Raw genomic sequence first — 23,400 nt, 5'->3', positions numbered from 1 at the left:
GTTATATTTCGCCTTGGTGCTGGTCGCCATTGACAATCAGTCCGTCCTTGAGATGTATGGTCCTATCTGTCAGAGTGGCGAGCGTCTCATCATGGGTGACGATGACAAAAGTCTGTCCGAACTTATCGCGAAGCTCAAAGAACAGACGGTGAAGTTCCTCCTTGTTCTTCGTATCGAGACTTCCCGACGGCTCATCGGCAAGGACGACAGCTGGATTGTTGACCAACGCACGGGCTACGGCCACTCGTTGCTTCTCCCCTCCAGACAGTTCGTTGGGCTTGTGGGTGGCCCTGTCGCTCAATCCCATAAATTCCAGAAGCTCTTCGGCACGCACACGGGCATCCTTGGGCTTGACTCCTGCTATATATGCTGGAATCATGATGTTCTCAATGGCTGTAAACTCTGGCAGGAGCTGATGAAACTGAAACACAAAACCAAGGTGCCGGTTACGGAAATCGCTGAGCTTGTTGCTCGACAGGCGGTTGGTCTCAATCCCATCGACACTGACGGAGCCCGCATCGGGCTGATCGAGCGTGCCAATGATTTGAAGCAACGTCGTCTTTCCTGCTCCTGAAGGGCCAACAATGCTCACTATCTCACCCTTTTCGATGTGCAAGTCGATGCCTTTGAGCACTTGTAGCGATCCAAAACTTTTGGTGATACCTGTAATATCTATCATATTTTTCTTATTTTACTTATGATCCACTCTCGGAAAACATCGTAAGCACTCCGCTCTTCCGTATGTTGCGACTGGGCAAAGGTCATTCCGTCCATGCGGTCGCCGTACTGGTCGGGGAAAATGATCATGATTGTCTTTCCCTTAAAGAAGCGATTGATTTCCTCTGGCAAACGCTCCATCGCCGTTTTGTAAGAGATGGTGCCCTTACGGGCAGTAACGATGACGAAGAGATGGTCTTCCTTCACCTCGGCTGCCAGTCTCGGCAACTCTTTCCAGTGCTCCATCTGAACATATTCTCCCCTGACACTTGGGTGTCGGTTACGAACGTAGCCACTGATGAGCTGCAATGTGTCTTGCCTACCATGGAAAACGATTCGGCATTCCGTATTGGCCGCAATGCGGGAGAGGCGCTCCAGCCAACGGTAGAAACCCGGTTCGAACTCTGCACGTGAGGGAACTGCCACCTGTATGCGACGTATCGTGTTCAGTGGCTGCATGATGCGCGAAATAACGATCTGCCGACTCAGGCCGTTGTAGAGACTCTGCGTGAATTGTCCCCAGAATCCCTTGGTGATTTCTTGTCGGGCGTGCAGGCCCATTACGATTTCGGAAGCCTGAAACTCTTTGAACGCATGCTTAATGCCATTGGCTATGTTGGCAGCGATGCGCACTTGCGTCTCAAGAGGAACGTTAACGGCGCTGGCTTCTCGTCGGAGATGATCCAGAAGCTGGCGTCCCTCCTCTTGATTCTTGGCCGCATTCACATCATCGTACACCACATTCAATGCCACAAGTCCGCGTCGATGCTTTGGATTGCGCATCATCATGGCCAGCGACAGCAAGTTGTCGGCATAATCGGGATACTTTACAGGGATGAGAATCCGCTCATCGTTGTCCGTTCGCACCATTTCCGGCTCTTCTTTCTTCATCAACCGGATGCGCTGAGCTGCCTTTTCGGTCATCATCGTTGAAAAAACGCAAGTAAAGAGAATCATCATGACGATGCCATTGAGCACTTCGTCATTGAAAAGGAACAGCCCTGGGGCAATCTCCAATTTGCGACCGACCATCACCATTGCGATAGCACCGGCTGCATGGGCACTGGTGAGCCCAAAAAGCATGTTGCAAACCACCTTCGGCAATCGGAAAAGTAATCCCGAAAGATAAGCTGCCAGTCCTTTTCCGACAGTTCCGAACACGACAAAGCAGAGCACTACCCAGATGATATGTGGTCCTGTGAAGAGCAATCTCACGTTGATGAGCATACCCACGCCTATCAAAAAATAAGGAATAAACAACGCATTACCCGTAAATTCGATATGATTCATCAACGGAGAGAACCGCGGAATGAAGCGGTTGAGTATCAATCCGGAAAAGAATGCTCCGAAAATGCCTTCCAAACCGATTGCATTGGACAACGCTGCCGAAAGAAACATCACGGCTAACACGAAGATAAACTGCATGACATTGTCGGAATAACGGCGCAAGAACCAACGAGCCATCCTTGGAATGCCCCATATCAGGCCGGAAATATAGAGTGCAAACTTCAGGATAAACCATATCCAGAACGCCCCTCCGCTGCCACCGTTGTACGAATTGACAATAGTGGCCATCCCGATGAGTGCCAAAAGAAGCGAGATCATTGTGGCTCCGACGCTGAGCGTTGAGCTTTGGTGCTGCGTCAGTCCGTAACGGCCGACAATGGGATAGGCAACAAGGGTGTTCGACGACATAATGCACCCCAGTAGCAATGAGGACATTTCAGAATACCCCAGCAAATAAATCCCCATCAGATAGGTCAGAAAGAACGGAATGATGAATGTGAGCAGCCCAAATATCGAAACCCGCCCCTTGTTCTTCTTCAATCCCTCCATATCCATCTCCAATCCGGCGAGGAACATGATGTAATAGAGTCCCACACTTCCGAAAAGCTCAAATGAGGCATCACGCTTCAGGATGTCGAGGCCATACTCTCCCACCAAGACGCCTGCCAATACCATGCCGATGATATGCGGAATGCGCAGCCGTCCCATAATGATGGGCGACAGAAGTATCACCAAAAGTACGACAAAGAAGATGAGCGTTGGATCGGTGATGGGGAAATACTGCGCTATGCTGAACATCTCTATTAATGATAATTATTTGCAAAGATAGCAAAAAGATGTGGGTTGAGGATTGATAGTTGACAGAATTTTGTAAATTTGCACCAGAAAAGGTTTAATAAAAAAGAATTAGGATAATGAAAGTAGCAATAGTTGGAGCAAGCGGAGCTGTGGGACAAGAGTTCCTCCGCATATTGGAAGAGAGAAAATTTCCACTCGACGAGCTTGTACTCTTTGGTTCAAGCCGCTCGGCTGGCAGAAAATATACATTCAAAGGAAAAGAATACGAAGTACGACTTCTCCAGCACAACGACGACTTCAAGGACGTAGATATCGCTTTTACCAGTGCTGGCGGTGGCACATCGGCCGAGTTTGCAGAGACGATTACCAAGCATGGATGCGTGATGATCGACAATTCCAGCCAGTTCCGCATGGACAAGGACGTGCCGTTGGTTGTTCCAGAAATCAATCCTGAGGATGCTTTGAACCATCCGCGGGGCATTATTGCCAACCCCAACTGTACGACTATTATGATGGTAGTGGTGTTGAATCCGATTGAAAAGCTCAGTCACATCAAGAAAATACACGTGAGCAGCTATCAGAGCGCCTCTGGTGCGGGTGCGGCAGCGATGATGGAACTCCAACAGCAATACAAGGAATTGGTGGAATACGGCGAAGTGAGGACCATTGAGAAATTCCCCCATCAGCTGGCTTACAATGTCATTCCGCAAATCGACAAGATGACCGAGACTGACTATACGAAGGAGGAAATGAAGATGTTTCATGAGACTCAGAAGATCATGCACTCAGATGTACGCACCAGTGCTACATGCGTCCGCGTGTCGTCGCTCCGCAGTCATTCGGAGTCGGTGTGGTTCGAGACCGAGGAGCCCATCTCTGTCGAGGCCATCCGCAAGGCATTGGCGACTGCGCCTGGCATAACGCTCGTTGACGACCCGCAAAATTACGTCTATCCGATGCCTCTTGAAAGCGCAGGACACGACGACATCTACGTCGGACGTGTACGCAAGGATTTGGCAGACGACAACAGCAACACGCTCTGGCTCACCGGCGACCAGATTCGCAAGGGCGCTGCGCTGAACGCTGTTCAGATTGCGGAATACCTTATCAAAGTGAAGAAATAACGGTCTTTCAATACCGAAAGGCTTAAACTGAAGAACTCGCAATCCCTTGGGGTGCGAGTTTTTTTTGTTTGGCTGACAGATTTCACGTCAGAAGTGCAGAAGCCGCACCCTGAATACTCAAGGGGAGATTACTATTCGCTCACTGCCAACTCCAATTTGCCTTTTCGTTCTCCAGCCCTATCGGTGGGTCTTATAGTATTTCACGGCAGCCTCAACATTGGCCTTGACAGCCTTTGAGGAGAATGTGGCCCCCGAAACACCATCGACCGATGCCACCTTGTTCAACCGTAAGCCAACGAACTTGGGCATAAGCTTGGTATTGACCAACGAGAAATACTTGGGCGTCTCGCTATTGGGCAAGGCCTTCACACCCACGACCTTATTGTTTCTGATGGACACCTCCAGCGGAGTGGCGCCCCTAAACCCACGAACTGACGGGGCAAGGGTAGTTGTATTGACCACATACGTACCGTCGGACTTCTTAACCATCACCTTTCCTTTTCCCACAGCTGCAAAACACATGCCAGCAGCCATGAAAACGACAGATGTCAACAGTGCTATCTTTCGCATCATCATTGTTTTTCGTTCTTTCTAAGTTACAATTTTAGTCGTCAAAGATAGCAAAAGAATAACGAAACAGCCGATGTTTTTGATTTTTTTAATATGTAATAACCGCTTATTCATGGAAGAATCTATATATTTGTTGCAGCGATTACGGTATTCTTGACCAGCGACCATAGGCTGAAGACAGAAGAGAGCGGGTTTCAAAAATCACCACCGAAATGATAGCGCATCGGAAACGGATTGCGCCTTATCACCCGTTATTTTCCCTCCGCTTCAAAATGCAAGTGCGTTCTGCTGTAAATTCCGCCGTGCACCCTCACCTACTGACAATCAGTCATCTGAAAACAAGGTCAAAATCCGATAGGACTAATTTATAGAACCTTTCCATAACAGGAAGAAAGAATGATGGAAAAGATACAATACACGCAACAGACTGACTCTCCTTTGGGCAGCATTACGATGGCCAGCGACGGCGAAGCGCTGACTGGACTGTGGTTTGCCGGGCAGAAATACTTTGCATCGACATTGGGAACACAGTTACAGGAACGGCGACTGCCGATTTTCGATGAGGCGAAACGATGGTTGGAAATCTATTTTCAAGGCCGAAAGCCCGACTTCACACCAAAACTGAACCCTTGCGGCACGACTTTCCGTCGCGAGGTCTGGAACATTCTTTTGCAGATTCCTTATGGCACCACACTCACTTATCGTGCCATCGGCAGGCAATATGCCCTCTCTCACGGACTGAACCACATGTCGGCACAGGCCATCGGGGGCGCAGTGGGACACAATCCCATATCGCTGATAATTCCCTGTCATCGGGTCGTGGGCAGCAACGGAAGTCTGACGGGCTATGCTGGCGGCATCGACAGGAAAATCGCATTGCTAAGGCTGGAAGGTGCCTACCCTACGCAGCTGCTTTCCCCAGCCGAAACCGAGTGGTGAGTAACCCCCTCGTGTGCCGTTCGCCACATTTTGACTGACTCGGTCGGTGAAAAGCAGAGTCAAACTATTTTGTATTTTTATATATTGACGACCGAACATTTTGCATTTCGAGTTGATTTTGTTTGATATAGATTAAATAATAATATAAAATAAATTATATTATGGTTTGAAAATATCATATAAATATGTATATTTGCAATAGAAAAAGAAAGTCGAACATTAATATTTTAAAATATGGCACTCAGCATTCGCTTGCAACAGAGCAAGTTCAAAGAGAAAAACCGTGGTGGAAAATGGCACGCACGGGTGGTTAGCAACGGCGTCACATCGACCAACGATCTGGCAGAGTCCATTCAGGAGAACACGACCTTCACGCGCGGCGAGGTGACAGGCATCATCATGGCCTTGGTAGATGAGATCAGCTACAGCCTTAGCTTGGGCAACACGGTGGTGTTGGATGGTTTGGGACGCTTTCACTTAACTGTCGAGAGTGAGCCCGTGGAGAACAAGGAGGATTTCGACATCAAAAAAAATATTACGGGCATCAAATGCAAGTTCCTTCCTGCGAGTCGTCGCGATCCCGCCACACGAAAGAGCAAACAGGACTTTGCGTCGGGTGTACAGGTGGTGTGGGCTGACCCTGACGACGACGAATAACGCTGCCCGACGGTGCTGCCAATGCTTTGAGATGACTCGTGCTTGGCGATAATATCAAAGTGGTTCATCAATCCGAAGTTGATAGCATTGAGCGTCGTCACCTTTCCAAACATGTTGGTTTCGGGCAACGTCTCTGACTGGTTAAGGAATCCCGGCAGATAGATATTGTGGTTGTAGAATGCTGACAACAGGTCGTTCGGCCTGTACTCGACCGTCATTCCAAGGTTGATGGCCCATCCTTGGTTTTGCTCTTGTTAATCAGAAGTGGAGTACTTTCACAGGAATAAAAGTGCGCCTGACAGGAATCGAACCTGCACGTCATAAACACTAGATCCTAAGTCTAGCGCGTCTACCAATTCCGCCACAGGCGCTTTATGGCTGCAAAGATAGTGCAATTATTACAAAACACCAAGTTTTTTTAAGCCAAATCGATGTTCTACACCAAGAGCCCTGCCCTAATGTGCCATTTTGCAGGATTCTGTCTTGATTCCAAATCTTTCAAATAGACTGCATTTTCACAACCAGATAATGGCAAAACACACCATAAACATATAACCGTTTCGGCAAAACGAATAACCGTTTCGATAAAAAAGTATAATCGTTTTAGTAAAAAAGTATAATCGTTTTGGTGAAAAAGTATATTCTTTTTTTCAGGATTGTTTAATAGCTTTGTAAGCTATTGATAATCAACATAATACTAATAGGCTTTCAAAAGGTCAGCTTTTACCTCTCGAAAGGTCACCAAACGCCCGCCGAAAGGTCAGCTATCACGTTGCGATAACTAAGAAAACTGTCTGCAATCGATTTCTCCATGATATCAACCAAGAGCGATTTTGCGGTTGATAAACAGGTTGTAAGTTAGCCTAATGTAGGCATTAGCCGGCAACAACGATGTTTTTATTCGGAAAACGTTTTACGATTTGAAATAAAATATGTAAGTTTGCAAATGAGTAGAAGCAACCGAAGAGTAATCCAAACGTTCGCCAATACTCAGATTTTTGTTGGTAATAAATAAAAAGCGTTTGCTGTTTATTCTATAAACGTTCTGGAAACTTGGCCGTAGAAAGAACAATCACGAGAATAAGTTGCAAATGTCTGCGCAATATGCGTGGGCGTTTGACTTATCTGTGATTGTGGGTTCGGCCAAGTACCTCAGAACGTGGATGAGTTAGCGTCCACGTTCTTTCGTATTTGGTCGTTCCTCGTTTTGTTGTAATAATTCAGTATTCGTTCAAAGTAACTTTTACTATGGCGAATAAAACCTTAACCTTAGCAAAAAAGGCTAAGAACGATGAGTTCTACACGCAATTAGGCGACATAGAACGGGAGTTGAAACACTACAAAGAACACTTCAAAGGAAAAACCGTGCTTTGTAATTGCGACGACCCACGAGTGAGCAACTTCTTTAAATACTTTGCTCTGAACTTCGAGCAATTGGAGTTGAAACGTGTGATAGCTACTTGTTACAAGAATCAAGAACCTAATCTTTTCTCACAAAACAAGTCTGAACAGGCAGTATATATCATTTACGAGGGCGATAAAAACGGCAATCGCATTGTTGACGATATGGAAATAGAAGTGATGCCCTTAAAAGGCGACGGAGATTTCCGAAGCAAGGAGTGCATTGAATTATTAAAACAAGCCGACATCGTCGTGACCAATCCTCCCTTTTCTTTGTTCCGTGACTATGTGGCGCAGCTAATGGAATATGAAAAGAAGTTTGTTATCATTGGCAACCAGAATGCCATTACCTACAAAGAGATTTTTCCATATCTTAAGTGCAATGAAATGTGGATAGGCTATGGTTTCGGAGATATGGGATTTAAAGTACCCGACTATTTTGAACCGAGAGCAACGAGGTTTTGGATTGATGACACAGGACAGAAATGGAGAAGCCTTGGGAATGTTTGTTGGTTTACTAATCTTGATATTCAAAAGCGTCATGAAGAACTGATTTTGTATAAGCGTTATACACCCGAAGATTATCCGAAATATGATAATTACGATGCCATCAACGTGGATAAGGTAAAGGAAATTCCGGTGGATTATGAAGGAGTAATGGGCGTTCCAATAACTTTTATGGATAAGTACAACCCTAAGCAGTTTGAAATAATTAAATTTAGGAAAGGTAACGATGAGAGAGATTTGGTTTATACTGATTTAGATGGGAAGAAAGTACAACCATACTTCAGAATATTAATTAAAAAGAAGACTCTATAACTATTGTTGTTGACCAACGAAGGATATGAAATATTAGAGTATATATAGAAAGCTTTATATAGTAAGTAATTATGAAAATAGAATTAAAACCTATCAAGCTGAAAGACCTTTTTCAAGGATATAAAGACGATGCCGAAGAGGGTGTAGTGGCATACGGAGGACTACTTGACGTGCGCCCCAAATATCAGCGAGAGTTTGTTTACAAGGACGAACAGCGCAATGCCGTAATAGATACGGTGAGGAAAGGATTCCCATTAAACGTGATGTATTGGGTGAAAAAGGACGATGGAGGTTTTGAAGTGTTAGACGGACAGCAACGAACACTCAGCATTTGTCAATACCTGATTGGCGATTTCTCCATAAAGGAACAATATTTTCACTCTCTAACCGACGACCAGCAAGCACAAATCCTGAACTACGAGCTGATGGTTTATTTCTGTGAGGGCAGCGATAGTGAAAAGTTGGAGTGGTTTAAAACCATTAATATTGCCGGCGAAAAGCTATTCGATCAGGAATTGCGCAATGCTGTCTATACAGGCGAATGGCTCACCGACGCCAAACGCCACTTCTCCAAAACGGGTTGCCCGGCAATGGGGTTGGGCGAGAAGTATGTAAAGGGTATCGCCATACGGCAAGAAATACTGGAACTGGCCCTATCGTGGATAAACAATGATGCCAAAGGAACAACCGATGAAAAGGTACGTCAATACATGGCAGACCACCAACACGATAGCAACGCCAACGAATTGTGGCTCTATTTCACACAGGTCATCAACTGGGTGGAAACCATCTTTCCCACCTATCGCCGTGAGATGAAAGGATTGCCATGGGGATTGCTTTACAACGAGTTTGGAAAACAAGCGTTAGACACTAAAAAGCTGGAGGCAGAGGTGGCTCAACTCATGACAGACGATGAGGTGCAAAACAAAAAAGGCATTTACGAATATGTGCTGACGCGCAACGAAAAGTATTTGAATATTCGAGCCTTCGACAACCGCATCAGCCGAGAAGTATATGAAGAACAAGAAGGAATTTGTCCTATTTGTGGTAAACATTTCGATATAAAAGACATGGAAGCCGACCACATAATACCCTGGCATAAAGGCGGAAAGACCGAAAAGGAGAATTGTCAGATGCTTTGCATGAAATGCAATCGTACGAAGTCGGGCAAGTAAAACTAACGTGGGGCAGATGGCATCAACACAGCTTGAAGACAAATCTGTCAATTAGATTCTACAGGAAACATTATTTTCCGATGAATATCGCATTGCCTTTATAAAGAAAGATACGGAAAAAGGCTGCAAATCTATATTATTTGCAGCCTTTTTATATTTGTTTTGATGCATTGTTTGCACGTCAGTTAGAACTCTGCGTTCTTCGGTGTGCGCGCAAATGGTATCACATCGCGAATGTTCTGCATACCCGTAACGAAGAGAATCAGACGCTCGAAGCCAAGACCGAAACCGCCATGAGGACACGTTCCATACTTGCGGGTATCTAGATACCAATCATAAACCTCCTCTTTCATGCCACGCGCATGAATCTCGTCGAGCAGTTTCTCATAGCTTTCCTCACGAACCGATCCGCCAATGATTTCACCAATGCGTGGGAAGAGCACGTCGGTTCCCTGCATTGTCTTGTCGTCGGCATTCTTCTTCATGTAGAATGACTTGATTTCCTTTGGATAGTCGGTCATGATGACTGGACGCTTGAAGTGTTGCTCAACAAGATAACGCTCGTGTTCGCTGCTGAGGTCCATACCCCATTCTGACACGGGGAACTCGAACTTGACACCATCTTCTTGCGCTTTCTTGAGAATCTCGAAACCTTCGGTGTATGTCAGACGAACGAACGTTTCCTTCAGCACACCCTCCAGACGTGAAATGAGTTCCTTGTCAATCATCTGATTGAGGAATTCAAGGTCGTCCTTGCAATTCTCCAAAGCCCAGCGAACACAATATTTGATGAAATCTTCTTCCAAGTCCATCAACTCTTGCTGGTCGATGAATGCCACCTCAGGTTCAATCATCCAAAACTCTGCCAAGTGGCGGGGAGTGTTGGAGTTCTCGGCACGGAAAGTAGGGCCAAATGTGTAAATCGCTCCAAGAGAAGTAGCACCCAACTCGCCCTCCAACTGACCAGAGACGGTGAGATGGGTCTTCTTACCGAAGAAGTCGCTGCTGTAGTCAACCTCGCCCGATTTGGCTACTCTATCCAAGTCAAGAGTGGTTACCTGGAACATGTTGCCGGCACCTTCACAGTCGCTACCCGTAATCAACGGACTGTGGAAGTAGTAGAATCCGTGTTCGTGGAAATAGCGATGGATGGCTATTGCCATATTGTGGCGAATGCGGAACACAGCACCGAAAGTATTGGTGCGCAGACGCATATGCCCGTACTTACGCATATACTCGAAGCTCTGGCCTTTCTTCTGCATAGGGTAGTCGCTCGGACACAGTCCGTAGATTACTATTTCCTTGCACTGAACTTCAGACGTCTGACCCTTGCCCTGACTCTCTACCAAAACTCCCGTCACGCTAATACAAGCACCCGTCGTGATGCTCTTCAGCTGCTCGGCATCCATTGATGATGGATTGACAACCACCTGAATATTTTTAATCGTAGAACCGTCGTTCAAAGCAATGAAATCGACAGCCTTACTACTACGGTGGGAACGTACCCAACCTTTTACATTGATATCTTTTCCATAGTCGGTGCAACTCAATGCATCGACGACTTTTGTTCTTTTCATTCTTAAATATTTAATGAACCCACCACACCCCTCGATAAGGGACTAAATCAGGTTGGGCTATAATTGTACGTCTAAAGAGTGTTCCCCCACTCGTTTAAGAGGCGGGGAAATCTAACTTACTCGAAAGCTCCCATACGAAGCATCTCGACTTCCTGCTCGGTGAGGAAACGCCAATCGCCACGACGGAGATTTTTCTTTGTAAGACCAGCAAACTGTACTCGATCGAGTTTGACAACACGATAGCCTAAGCTCTCGAAAATACGGCGAACGATACGATTCTTACCGCTGTGGATTTCGATTCCCACCTGACTTTGGTCGCGCTCGTCAGCATATTCGATAGCATCGGCTTTCACTTCGCCATCCTCCAACTCGATACCATCTGAAATCTGCTGAAGGGTTTGAGGAGCAACAGGCTTGTCGAGGAAAACATGATAGACTTTCTTTTTCAAGAACTTGGGGTGAGTGAGCTTGCTGGCAAGGTCACCATCGTTAGTAAAGAGAAGTACACCCGTCGTATTGCGGTCAAGACGACCTACAGGATAGATGCGCTCAGGGCAAGCCCCCTTCACGAGGTCCATGACCGTCTTGCGCTGTTGAGGATCATCGCTTGTCGTCACGTAGTCCTTTGGTTTGTTCAAAAGAACATAGACTTTCTTCTCCAAAGACACGACTTCACCCTTGAACTTAACCTCATCGGCGCGCAAAACCTTGGATCCCAATTCTGTCACAACTTCGCCATTGACGGTTACTGCACCAGCCTGGATGAACTCATCGGCCTCGCGACGTGAACACACACCTGCATTTGCTAAATATTTGTTCAAGCGCAATGGCTCGTTAGGATCGATATTCTCTTCCTTGTATTCAATACGTTTCTTGAACGAATATTTTGCATTTGGATCGTAATCAGCACTGCGCTGACGATAGCCACCTGGCTGTCCGTAACCACCACGGTTATTATTGTAACCGCCACGATTGTTGTTATATCCGCCACGGTTATTGTTGTAGCCACCTCGATTGTTATTGTAGCCACCACGATTGTTGTTGTAACCGCCGCGATTATTGTTGTAACCGCCACGGCCCTGATAACCGCCACGGTTGTAGTTGTAGCCTCCTCGGTTTTCGTAGCCGCCACGATTCTGATAGCCTGTTGACTGGTATTCTTCGCCCTCACCCATTTGATTATAGCGTGGACGATAACCACCTTGCTGCGAACGGTTTTGGTAAGCATTGTTCTGATAACCACCTTGACGGGGCTGATAACCGCCTCCTTCTCCGTTATTGTTATAGCGTGGGCGGTAGCCACCTTGTTGTGGACGACTCTGATAGCCACCTTGACGAGGCTGATAGCCACCACTATTATAGTTTTTGTTGGTGCGTGGACGATATCCACCTTGGCGTTCGCCACCAGCGTTGCTTCCTAAGTTAACTCCAAAGCCCTCAGGACGGAAACCGCCTTCTTCATTGTTGTTTTGCTCGCTTCCATAAGCACGTTGTGTATGGATTCGAGGACGCGGAGAATGTCCTACACTCCGATACTCTCTCTCGAAACCTGTCTGTTCTTCAGATGAATAGCCTTCGCGGTTTGCTTCAGTTTGATTCGACTGGCTCTCATTGTTTTCTAATAAATCTGCCATAGTTGTTAATTCTTTAAATTTTACACTTAGCCTCACGGCTGTTCTTTAATATCTGTTTAATTGATCTTGTTTTTAAATTTTATCTTTATGGTTTTTCTTCTCAACATTCAATATTTTGGTGTCTATTTTTTAATTATAGTCCAGTGTAATTTTGCGGTGTGATGGCCAAGAGTTCTTTCTTCACCTCCTCATTCACGTTCAAACCTTGAATGAACTGATGAATGCTCTCCTCCGTCATGCGCTCGTTGGTTCGCGTCAGTGCTTTCAGAGCCTCATAAGGGTTTGGATAAGCCTCACGACGAAGAATGGTCTGTATGGCTTCGGCCACAACTGCCCAGATGTTTTCCAAGTCCTGGTTCAACTTACTGGGATTCAATATCAATTTTCCCAGTCCTTTCAACGTACTCTGCATGGCGATGATGCTGTGCCCTATCGGCATTCCCACATTTCGCAAGACAGTAGAGTCGGTCAAATCGCGTTGCAAACGGCTGACGGGAAGTTTCTGTGCGAGGAATTGCAAGAGAGCGTTGGCGATGCCTAAGTTGCCCTCGCTATTCTCGAAATCTATCGGATTGACTTTATGTGGCATGGCACTCGATCCAACCTCGCCAGCTTTGATTTTTTGCTTGAAATAGTCCATTGATATATACATCCAAATGTCGCGATCCAAATCAATGATAATCGTGTTGATACGGCGGATAGCATCAAAAATGGAACCTAAATGATCGTAATTGCTGATTTGTGTTGTCCACTGCTCGCGTTCCAATCCAAGCTTTTCGCTGACGAACTTATCGCCAAATGCCTTCCAATCGTATTGAGGATAAGCTACATGATGAGCATTGTAGTTTCCTGTGGCACCGCCAAATTTCGCTGTATGCTTACAATTGTTCAACAAGTGAAGTTGCTCTCTCAAACGATAAGCAAAAACTTTTATTTCTTTGCCCAAACGAGTCGGAGATGCAGGCTGTCCATGTGTTTTGGCCAACATTGGGACATCTTTCCATTCGGAAGCATACTTTTCCAGTTGAGCAATGAGTTCTTCCACCTGAGGTACGAACACCTCGCTAAGCGCTTCTTTGACTGACAATGGCACACTGGTATTATTGATATCCTGTGAGGTCAGCCCAAAATGGATAAATTCCTTATAGGCATCGAAGGAGCCCAGTTTATCCAATTCTTCCTTAATAAAATATTCAACGGCTTTTACATCGTGGTTGGTCACTTTCTCAATATCCTTGACACGCTGAGCTTGAGATTCAGAGAAGTCCTCATAAATCTTACGCAATTTGTTGAACAGAGACGGATCAATCCCCTTTAATTGCGGTAAAGGTAATTCACAAAGGCTAATAAAATACTCAATCTCTACACGTACTCGATAACGAATAAGTGCAAATTCGGAAAAATAGCTTGCCAACTTCTCAGTTTTTCCTCTATAGCGGCCATCAACTGGCGACACAGCTGTCAATTCATCAAGAATCATAACAATAGCATATTATAAATAATATATAAGGTTGCAAATTTAAGAATTTATATCCAAAGCATCGCAATTATTCAGATAATATTTCGTAAATATAACTAATAGAGACTACAAATAAAAAAACTCACAACAATTAGTTGCAAGTTCCTCTATCTGTAGGCCGTGGGCGTTGACGGATTCGAACCGCCGACCCTCTGCTTGTAAGGCAGATGCTCTAAACCAGCTGAGCTAAACGCCCTCTAAAAAAATCCCTGCATCCCTCGAAAGAGTACAGGGAAACACCCCTTGGTGGGCGTTGACGGATTCGAACCGCCGACCCTCTGCTTGTAAGGCAGATGCTCTAAACCAGCTGAGCTAAACGCCCTTACTTTTAGTAAGCGAGTGCAAAGATAGATATATTTTATTTATCCTCCAAATTTTCCTTTACTTTTTTCAAATAAAAAAGGAGGTGCTTACCCTTTTGGATAAGCACCCTGAGAATATACTAACTCTGTACAATTCTGAGATTAGTCTGTAATCTGAACAGTTGCACGACGGTTGAAAGAGATTGGTGACAATATGTCAACACCACCCTTGCCAACGGTTGTAATCTTGCTTGACTGAACACCCATCTTTTCAAGTTCACCTGCTACGGTCTTAGCACGCTCTTCAGACAACCACTGGTTGTGGTCTGCCTTACCAGTTGCGCTATCTGCATAACCAGTTACAAGAAGATTGTTGTTATTGTCAACAGCATACTTAGCAAGAGCCTGCACATTTACGAGGTCCTTCCGAGAAGCAATGTTTGTCTTGTTGAGGTTGAAGAACACAGAAATAGGAGTGTTGATCAATTCCTTCACAGACTCGTTTATAGTCTCAACTGGCTTCTGATTTGCAAGTTCATCACGGAGGCGAGCATTTTCAGCTTCTGCATCACGGAGACGTGCATTCAAAGCGTCAAGAGCTGACTGATGCTGTGCATTGATAGCCTCGATGTCTGGCACCTTATCCCATGTAGCCTTGCCAAGGTTGAAGTTCAAACCGATTTCAGCATACACGTTGTTGTCGTGAGAATCCCAACCACGGTTACCAAAATATTGATCATAGCCATCAACATCGCCTTCAAAGCGGTTCCAGCCAGCCTCAAGATATACACGGAGTGCCTTGCTCAAACGCCATGAAGACTGAACACCCGCACTAAGACCCATACCGTAGAAATCACGACTCATGGAACGGCCGACGCCACCACCAATGAAAGGAATAATGTTCCAAACACGGCTTTCGTTATAACCACAAATCATGTTGCTGAGATTGAACATAATCTGCTCTTGGAGCAACCAATACTTGTTGTCGATATCATACGCTTTTGTATTCACATCGCCAACACGTTTACCCCAAACACCTTGGAATTTTGTACGAAGACCGATTCCAGGAGTAAACCATTTTCCTAAAGCTACACCAACACCTGGTTTTGCGCGGAAGCTCTTTAATGGACTTCTGTCCAAATCAAGACCATGCTCCTGGCCGGAATACCAAGCATTCCATTCAGCACCAACCTGAATAAACCAATTGCTCCAGAATGAGTTTGTAGCGACACTGTACTTCTCAGTAGGTACGTCGTTCTGTGCAAAGCCAGCCACTGATGCGCCAGCAAATGCCAAAACCATTAATAATTTTTTCATAACCTTTATTTATTAAACAATCAAAAATAAATACTAGTAATTAGTAAGTTCATTCTTTAAATCATTGGCAAAGATAATAATTAATTTTAAATGACATAAAATTTCAGAAAAAAAAAGTCATTTTTTAGCGACGAATTTAATAGTGTCCGAAATATGTCTTCATTCATCCACACCAAAACTTAGCTCTCACTTTCTAAAAGCTTATCTTTTGCACTGCAAAAGGTCATGTAACGGAACACAAAAGCTAAGCTTTCAAGCCTCAACTAATATAGCTTTGACTATCAGCAAGTTACAATATTTTCTCCCAACACGGTTTTTGTAATGTAATTCCATGGTATCGGTCAGGTCGAATGTTCACTATCAAGCGTCTGTTTACCCCCATCTGAATACGAATTGGGTAGGTATTTGCCATATACGATTAGAAAGAAAACACGTTAAGTCTTATGATTTATACGATGTTTCGTGAGTTTCCGAAAAAATATTTATGACACGTTTGCTAAAAATTAGGAATACAATGACATAAATCAGTTTTTGTTGAATAAATGTTCGATTTCCGACTGCTGAATTATAGCTATTACAAGTTTCCCATCTGGTGTGTAATTGACATTACTACAAAGAAATAGTTCATTTACCAAATTCTCCATTTCCTCGTTATTCAACACTTGTCCTTGCGGAATTGCTGCATTTCGCGCCAAACTAAGAGCAAGTGATTTATTCATATCTTCACCAACGTGCAAATTGTTCTCTTTCACTGATGACAACATGTCCGTAATCAAACTCTCGATACCAAGTCCCTCGATACCGGAGGGAATGCCATTGACAACATAACTGCCACCACCCATATCGTTTAAGTCGAAGCCCATCATCTGCATCTCAGGAAGTACTTCCTCCAATAATATAGAGTCGTTAGCTGATAAATTTATCATCTCTGGGAAAAGAAGTTTCTGAGTATGCGCCTTATGCTCCTTTATCTGACAGAGATATGCCTCGTAGAGAACCCGTATATGCGCACGGTGCTGGTCTATGACCATCAACCCTGACTTAACCGCAGTCATTATATAACAGCCTTTGTACTGATAATGCACGGGGGATTTATCCTCAATGATGGTGGATGTGACGTTTCCAAATCTTTCATTACTGGAAAATATCTGTTCCTCCTTTGGAACAGTGTCCACTATGTCTGGCGAAATGCCGCCCTCAGTCAGCCCCGAATAGAGCTTTTCCCATTCATTGGTTGTTAGGGAAGAGTTGTTTGCCTCTTTAAAAGGATTATACTGTGGATTATAGTTCAGTTTGGGCGCTAATGCACCAGCGGTTGGATTGAACACAGGAATATCAGGTTTGCCCTCTGTGTCAAAATCTATGGATGGAATATCATTGAACTTCCCCAGGGCTTCTTTCACTCCTGCCATGAGTATCTGCCAAATGGCTTGCTCATTTTCAAACTTTATCTCTGTCTTCGTTGGATGTATATTGACATCAATATTCTCTGCTGGAACATTAAAATAAAGGAAATAAGGAATCTGCTCACCGGCAGGCAATAGTCGTTCGAACGCATTGGCAACAGCCTTATTGAAATAAGGATGCTTCATATACCTGTCATTTACAAAGAAATACTGTAGAGCACCTTTTTTCTTAGAAGACTCCGGCTTCCCAACAAATCCATGAATCTTGCAGAGTGTCGTGTCAACCTCAACAGATAGTAAATCCTGATTGACCCGTTTTCCAAACACATCCACAATACGCTGACGAAAATTGCTTGCCTTCAATGACATTATCTCAACTCCGTTGCTATGCAGGGTGAACGATAATTGCGGATAGACCAATACAATACGTTCGAAAGCAGTGATGATATTGTTCAATTCCGTCGTATTTGACTTCAGGAACTTCCGGCGGGCTGGAATGTTGAAAAAGAGATTCTCTATTTTAAAATTACTTCCTACCGGACATGAACAAGCCTCTTGTCCTGTGAACCGGCTTCCAGCCATCGTTAGCAACGTTCCTATTTCCTCCCCTTGCTGTCGGGTTCTCAACTCTATTTGTGCAACGGCAGCGATGGAAGCCAATGCTTCTCCACGGAATCCCATTGTGTGCAAAGAGAACAGGTCCTCGGCCTTCTTAATCTTGGAAGTGGCATGCCGCTCAAAAGCCAGTCGGGCATCAGTCTCAGACATGCCCTTACCATCATCAACGACCTGAATGGATGTCCTGCCTGCGTCAACAACCAAAACATTGACAGTCGTAGCACCTGCATCAACGGCATTTTCCATCAGCTCCTTCACGACGGAAGCTGGACGCTGAATCACCTCGCCTGCAGCTATTTGGTTGGCGACGCTATCGGGCAAGAGTTGTATCACATCATTCATATTATACCTCCATTAAACTCAACAAGAGAAATACCAACAAGACAATAAGGAAAACACTTGCTCCGACGCTTATCAACATTCGTTCATTACCGGCACTTCTTTTAATCCTTCTGAAGCGGACTACCCTTCCACGGGTTCCGCCTTCAACCTTCGAACCTATTTTCTCAGACTCAATTCGACCCAGCTCATATTCAGCATTTTCCTTCAATCGCTCCAAACGCTCCCTTCTCTCATCCACGTAGATGAACTCATGGTGAAATTTCCTTGGTTTTGGTTGATTGAAAAAGTTCATACCTTATTATATATTACTTTAGAATTGTTTGATGAGGTGGTTCGGCAACAGGCTTTGGAGCAATCTCCGTATCATCCTGACGGCCTACTCGCCTAAAAATATCATACTTATCACGTGGTCGCATGTCAATATACCACCTAAAATTCCGAAGTTTCATCTTATCTGCCGGCAATTGCGTCATTGGATAGGCGACAGCGTTGAACTTACAAGTCCATATTTTTCTAAGTTGTCTTTCAGGCATCATATAGACGCGCATGGTGTCTGTCTCCAGATAATTGAGTGCCATCAGCGTACTATCCTTTTCATCAATCGGATAATAAACCGTCATGACACTGCCGATAGCCTCCCCCCATTGGAGTTCTCCCCCCTCAAAAAAGGCATTCATCCGCTTGGAGTACACTTGATTATAATGAATCTTGTCTTTCATTTCTTCTATCAGGGACGCATTCCCGAACACATAAGCTTCACGAATCGTAGAGTCATTCATAAAAACCTTGATAGAATCGCCCAACAACTGCCGACTGCCACTCCAAGCAATAGGACTTTGGTACATGGTCATGCATGAGTCTTTTGAATTGGCAACAAGAAAGCCGCAAATAGCCTGAATGTCTGTACGATAAGCCCGTACATTATTCACCCCATACAATTCGCGATACATTTCCGGAGTATTCATGTGAAATCCCTTCATGCTGATGGTGTCGGCATGAACGAATAGCGTGTCACCCTTTGAAAATTCCTTGGCCACGGGCCCAGGATTACCACCATAGGCTATTGCTGCCGAGTCGGTGTAATGCACAAAGTCACCCAGAAAAGCATGCTTGCTCTTGTGGTCTATGTAATGCACATTGCCCGTTCCCTCTCCTTCGTGCGTCTTGCTGTTGTAAATCAGATTATCGCCAGTGATGGTTCTCTGCTTCACTGCGTCAACAATCTTCACATTTCCATGTCCTTCGCTATGACCCGTCTGCGAGTTATAAACAACATTCTCACCAACAATCGTACGATGCTCCTTGTTGTCAATGATTTTCACATTTCCATAGCCTTCAGTATGTCCTGTCTTGCTATTATAGATGACTTCGTTGCCTGTCATGATACGTTTGTTGATTTTATCCACAATCTTCACATTGCCGTGTCCTTCAGCATCGCCCGTAGTACTATTATAGGTAATATTGTCACCCTCAACATCCCGTTCAGGCGATTTAATGGTCGAGAATCCCCTTAGTTCCATGTTGTCGGTCTTACTATTATAAGTCCCGTCATTGGTATGTACCACCTCACCCTTTCTCGTGCGAATGACGGACTTTCCAACGACATGCATCAGTCCAGTCTCCGTATTGCCGTGAGCGGTAGGAGTGTTTATTCTGTACTTGGGTGTATGGATTACGACATTGCCATAGAAGTTGGCATCGTGCGAATCCGTATTGTAATCCCCACGATCAGCAATCACGGTATTTCCATTATAAACAACTGTTCCCCTTCCCCCAAAGAAACTTCCTATGCTTGATACCATATCATAATCAAGGCTATCGCAGCGCAAAGAACGGCCGCCTTGTCTGACATGCACCTTTCCCCTTGCTTTCATCATTTGCGAGAATCCATCGTAGGTTGCCCGAGAACAAGTCAGATGTGTTCCGTCGTTTCTCTTTAGATCCACATGTCCGAAAGCCTGAAAGCTGTTTTGCGTTTCATTCAGATAGGCACTATCGCAAAGCAGTGTCATACCTTTATATCTGAACTTCACGTGCCCTTTTGCTATCTGAACATCAGGCAATTCGAACTGGTTATGCCGTAGATTGTCAGCCTGGTCGATATACACCTTGTTGCCTTTTTTTTGCTTTGTCTGGGCAGATGTCGAAAGTGAGACACATAGTCCAAACAGGCATAGAATCAAGTAAGTTGTGATTCTATGCCCGCAGTTATTTCTTTTTCTTCCGTTATTCAGGATCATCGATTCCAACCTTCATATTCAAAATTACAATTCCTGTAGCGAGGGTTCATTTTCACATATGTGTCCTTGACTTTCTTGACCACCCATTCATGAATAATTTCCTGTCGGCGCTTGGCCGTCACAATATCCTTCATTGCCTGGAAGTCCTCCGTTATCGTTGCCCTATGCTCGTTAATGCGGCTCTTGAGCTTTACAATGGCGCAAACAGTCTTACCCTTTGCATCCACCATCTCAAATGGTTTCGACATCTCATCTACTTTCAAGTTCTCAACCACACGTGCTATTTCTGTAGGAAGGTCCTTCATTGCGAAACGCGACGTACGGGCATTGGCTGACGAGTTGACCATCAGACCGTGATTGTTCCGAGTGTCCTTGTCATCAGATATATAAGCCGTTGCATTCTCAAAGGTGAACTTTCCATTCTTAATATCCGTGGAAATGGAGTCGAGACGTTGCTTTGCGGCATCGATAGATGCCATCGAAACATGGGGTTTGAGCAAAATGTGACGGCAATTGATTTTATCACCCCGACGGTCAATCAACTGGATAATGTGGTATCCAAACTCGCTCTCAACAACCTTTGAGAGTTTCTTAGGATCGGTCAGATTGAAAGCAGCAGAGGCAAATGCAGGATCAAGCATACCACGTCCCATGTAGCCCAACTCACCTCCCTGACGAGCCGACCCTGGGTCCTCTGAATACAAGCGTGCGAGCGTCTCAAACGAAGTCTCACCCTTTGTAACTCGGTCGGTATAGTCGCGGAGTTGGTTCTTGATTCTGTTGACTTCTTCCTGCTCCACCTTCGGCTTCTGTGTCAGAATCTCCACCTCTACGGTTGTGGGTATCATGGGGATACTGTCCTGTGGCATTTTGTTGAAATACTCACGCACTTCTGCCGGCGATACCTTGACATTGCTCACTAACTGTTCTTGCATTCTCTGAACCAACTGACGATTCTTAAAATCGTCGTGCAGGTCTTGCCGAATTTGTGTAATGCTCTTTCGCTGATATTGTTCCAGCTTCTCCTTGGAACCAATCTGCGGCAAAGATATCCAATAATTAATCTGCTGGTCAACACCTTGCGCAATCTCGCCTTCAGTCACCTTGATACTGTCGAGGGCTGCCTGATGGAGAAACAATTTTTGAACAGCGATCTGCTCAAGAATCTTACACTCTGGATCGCCCTTCCATTTCACACCCTCAGCCTCACCTTGAAGACGCATCATTTCAACTTCTGACTTAAGAATAGGCTCATCGCCTACCACCCAAACCACCTCGTCAACGACACTGGCAGGATTGATTGCCTCGGACAAGAGCGTGTCTTGCTGTGCCATCGGCGACAGAGCTGAAACCATTCTGGATGGCAGCGCCGTCACAGACAGGGCCACGGCCGCCAGAAAAAGTGCTATGCTATACTTTTTAATTCTCATAAGAATCTTATTTTATCAATGCTTGTTGACCGTAGCCAACACATCACGATTGATCACTACATTATATTTCTTCCTCAGCTCAGCCACCCATTCCTTCTCCAATGCTTCCTGATAGTCGGAGGTGACCAGTCCGCGAACATCACTCATTTCCTTCGGAGCTTTCAGCTTCGTACCGAAAACGGCATCAATAGGATAATCCTTTGTGGGCTTAACTTCCACATTTTTCTTGAACACCTCGCGGTCAACCAACGAGTTGTCGCCTTCCTTGAAGATGCCTTTTTCCACGCGGATACGAATGATGCTGTCGTTGTTGAAAGTTGTACGCAACTTGTCAGCCCACTGGTCAAACGGCAGGCCTTTGACGCTTTTCTTCACCGCATTCACGTCGGCTTTGTCCTTCACATGGTAAGCAATGCCCTTGAAACGGGGCTTATCCCATTTGTAATTCTTCTTATTCTTTTTGAAAAAGGCTTGCAAACCAGCCTCATCCTTGGCTGCTTTCGCCCAGACAGTGCGGTTGCTAATCTCAAACAACAGCAACCCGTCGTGATATTCGCGGACCAAGTTCTTCAAGTCAGGGTCCTTGGCCTCCATCTCTGCAAGTTTCTGATCCAACAACTGTTCGGGCGTAATTCCTTCTCCAGCCTTGGAGGAAAGTTCTTGCAGCTTTTGGTCTATAATCTGTTCACGAAGGTTGCGAACTTCAATAAACTGATGGATGTCAGCCTTCAACGAATCGTATGGCTGAAGACTTTCCTTGCCTATCAATTTGATAATGTGATAGCCGAAAGGTGAGAGAACCGGACGGCTCACCTCACCAGGCTTCAACTGCAGCAAGGCATTCTCAAACTCTGCTACCGTCTGTCCTTTGGAAAGCAATGGCAGATTGCCACCATTGACAGCCGAAGCTTTGTCTCCGGAATATTTTCTTGCCATTTCGGAAAAGCTCGCCCCTTTCATGATCGCATTGTAAACAGAGTCGGCACGGTTCTTAATCGTCTCCTGCTCGGCACTCCCAGCCCGCTGGTTCAACGAGAGCAGAATATGCGCACATCGAAACAAGCCACCGTTACTGTCGAAGCGCAGCTTTGTTTCTCTATAGATTTTTTGAGCCTCGGCCTCCACGTCCGAATCGTCAATCATCGCTGGACGGATTTGCTGATTGCGGTAAGTGAGAAACTCCTGCTTGAAAGATTTCAACGTATCGAGCTTGGCATCCAAGGCCGCCTGAACCTTCAACTTATAGTTGACAAACAAGTCAACGTATTCTTCGACACTCTTCTTGTCAATCACTCCATCAGCATTATTCTTATTATAGGAATACTCAAATTCCGAACGGCTGACAGGCTGGCCGTTGATGGTCATTATCGCCGGGTCGTTCTGTGCCCAACCCCATGTACTGAACAGCATGAGAGCTGCAAATAGTGCCTTTAGTCTCATCATTAAGATTTCTCTTTATTATTCCCTTCTATAAGGGATTTTAATATTAATCGTATAGAATTTTTCCGCATTCTTCCGATACACCTCT

General features: G+C 45.1%; 17 protein-coding genes and 3 tRNA genes. 5 read left to right on the top strand and 15 right to left on the bottom strand.

The genetic code is table 11. The annotated features are described in order from the left end of the window. Window position 1 precedes the first annotated feature (1 nt). Together H515_RS0100245 and H515_RS0100240 are read right to left on the bottom strand one after the other, a co-directional pair. On the bottom strand, window positions 2-679 hold the full coding sequence (locus H515_RS0100245; protein WP_025875201.1) for an ABC transporter ATP-binding protein: 678 nt from the start codon (window positions 677-679) through the stop codon (window positions 2-4). Continuing rightward, window positions 676-2,802, bottom strand: a complete 2,127-nt coding sequence (locus H515_RS0100240) for a cation:proton antiporter (RefSeq protein WP_025875202.1) — start codon at window positions 2,800-2,802, stop codon at window positions 676-678. Before H515_RS0100240 ends, H515_RS0100245 begins: the two co-directional genes overlap by 4 nt. Window positions 2,803-2,918: 116 nt before the next feature. Between H515_RS0100240 and H515_RS0100235 the strand changes: the two genes are divergently transcribed. Further along, complete coding sequence (locus tag H515_RS0100235) at window positions 2,919-3,926, top strand: aspartate-semialdehyde dehydrogenase (RefSeq protein ID WP_025875203.1); 1,008 nt, start codon at window positions 2,919-2,921, stop codon at window positions 3,924-3,926. Window positions 3,927-4,103: 177 nt separating this feature from the next. Here H515_RS0100235 and H515_RS0100230 read toward each other — a convergent pair whose 3' ends face one another. Then, complete coding sequence (locus tag H515_RS0100230) at window positions 4,104-4,502, bottom strand: FMN-binding protein (RefSeq protein WP_025875204.1); 399 nt, start codon at window positions 4,500-4,502, stop codon at window positions 4,104-4,106. A gap of 402 nt (window positions 4,503-4,904) precedes the next feature. Between H515_RS0100230 and H515_RS0100225 the strand changes: the two genes are divergently transcribed. Beyond that, window positions 4,905-5,435, top strand: coding sequence for a methylated-DNA--[protein]-cysteine S-methyltransferase (locus H515_RS0100225; protein WP_025875205.1), 531 nt, complete (start codon window positions 4,905-4,907; stop codon window positions 5,433-5,435). A gap of 234 nt (window positions 5,436-5,669) precedes the next feature. Further along, complete coding sequence (locus H515_RS0100220) at window positions 5,670-6,092, top strand: HU family DNA-binding protein (RefSeq protein ID WP_025875207.1); 423 nt, start codon at window positions 5,670-5,672, stop codon at window positions 6,090-6,092. A 290-nt stretch (window positions 6,093-6,382) separates the two neighbouring features. Here the strand turns inward: H515_RS0100220 and H515_RS0100215 are convergent. After that, window positions 6,383-6,463 (bottom strand) — tRNA-Leu (locus H515_RS0100215). Between the two features lie 877 nt (window positions 6,464-7,340). Here H515_RS0100215 and H515_RS0100210 point away from each other — a divergent pair. Further along, entirely contained in the window at window positions 7,341-8,312 is a 972-nt protein-coding gene (locus H515_RS0100210; RefSeq protein ID WP_028901416.1) for an adenine-specific methyltransferase EcoRI family protein, read from the top strand. Window positions 8,313-8,383: 71 nt separating this feature from the next. After that, window positions 8,384-9,487 (top strand): HNH endonuclease family protein, encoded by a 1,104-nt coding sequence (locus tag H515_RS0100205; protein ID WP_025875208.1) that lies wholly within the window; start codon window positions 8,384-8,386, stop codon window positions 9,485-9,487. A gap of 185 nt (window positions 9,488-9,672) precedes the next feature. Here the strand turns inward: H515_RS0100205 and asnS are convergent, their stop codons facing one another. From asnS to H515_RS0100150, 11 genes are all read right to left on the bottom strand, one after another. Then, complete coding sequence (asnS, locus tag H515_RS0100200; protein ID WP_025875209.1) at window positions 9,673-11,064, bottom strand: asparagine--tRNA ligase; 1,392 nt, start codon at window positions 11,062-11,064, stop codon at window positions 9,673-9,675. Between the two features lie 116 nt (window positions 11,065-11,180). Next, window positions 11,181-12,698, bottom strand: coding sequence for a pseudouridine synthase (locus tag H515_RS0100195; protein WP_028901415.1), 1,518 nt, complete (start codon window positions 12,696-12,698; stop codon window positions 11,181-11,183). Between the two features lie 133 nt (window positions 12,699-12,831). Continuing rightward, a complete protein-coding gene (gene purB / locus H515_RS0100190; RefSeq protein ID WP_025875214.1) occupies window positions 12,832-14,178 on the bottom strand; it encodes an adenylosuccinate lyase in 1,347 nt (448 codons plus the stop codon). 160 nt (window positions 14,179-14,338) lie between these two features. Further along, window positions 14,339-14,413 (bottom strand) — tRNA-Val (locus H515_RS0100185). Between the two features lie 48 nt (window positions 14,414-14,461). Further along, window positions 14,462-14,539, bottom strand: a tRNA-Val gene (locus tag H515_RS0100180). Window positions 14,540-14,681: 142 nt separating this feature from the next. Then, window positions 14,682-15,836 (bottom strand): OmpA family protein, encoded by a 1,155-nt coding sequence (locus tag H515_RS0100175; RefSeq protein ID WP_025875216.1) that lies wholly within the window; start codon window positions 15,834-15,836, stop codon window positions 14,682-14,684. A 524-nt stretch (window positions 15,837-16,360) separates the two neighbouring features. Beyond that, complete coding sequence (gene mutL, locus H515_RS0100170) at window positions 16,361-18,202, bottom strand: DNA mismatch repair endonuclease MutL (RefSeq protein ID WP_025875218.1); 1,842 nt, start codon at window positions 18,200-18,202, stop codon at window positions 16,361-16,363. Window position 18,203: 1 nt separating this feature from the next. Then, window positions 18,204-18,494 carry a hypothetical protein gene (locus tag H515_RS0100165; RefSeq protein ID WP_025875220.1) on the bottom strand — a complete coding sequence of 97 codons (291 nt, stop codon included), beginning with the start codon at window positions 18,492-18,494 and terminating at the stop codon, window positions 18,204-18,206. Window positions 18,495-18,507: 13 nt separating this feature from the next. After that, on the bottom strand, window positions 18,508-20,442 hold the full coding sequence (locus H515_RS0100160) for an OstA-like protein (protein ID WP_025875222.1): 1,935 nt from the start codon (window positions 20,440-20,442) through the stop codon (window positions 18,508-18,510). Then, a complete protein-coding gene (locus tag H515_RS0100155) occupies window positions 20,439-21,776 on the bottom strand; it encodes a peptidylprolyl isomerase (protein ID WP_394364866.1) in 1,338 nt (445 codons plus the stop codon). The genes H515_RS0100160 and H515_RS0100155 overlap by 4 nt, the downstream gene beginning before the upstream one ends. Before the next feature lie 111 nt (window positions 21,777-21,887). After that, window positions 21,888-23,312 carry a foldase protein PrsA gene (locus tag H515_RS0100150; protein WP_025875226.1) on the bottom strand — a complete coding sequence of 475 codons (1,425 nt, stop codon included), beginning with the start codon at window positions 23,310-23,312 and terminating at the stop codon, window positions 21,888-21,890. Between the last annotated feature and the right edge of the window lie 88 nt (window positions 23,313-23,400).

This window comes from Prevotella corporis DSM 18810 = JCM 8529 (assembly GCF_000430525.1).
Lineage (GTDB): Bacteria > Bacteroidota > Bacteroidia > Bacteroidales > Bacteroidaceae > Prevotella > Prevotella corporis.
This window is presented reverse-complemented; position numbering and strand designations above follow the sequence as displayed.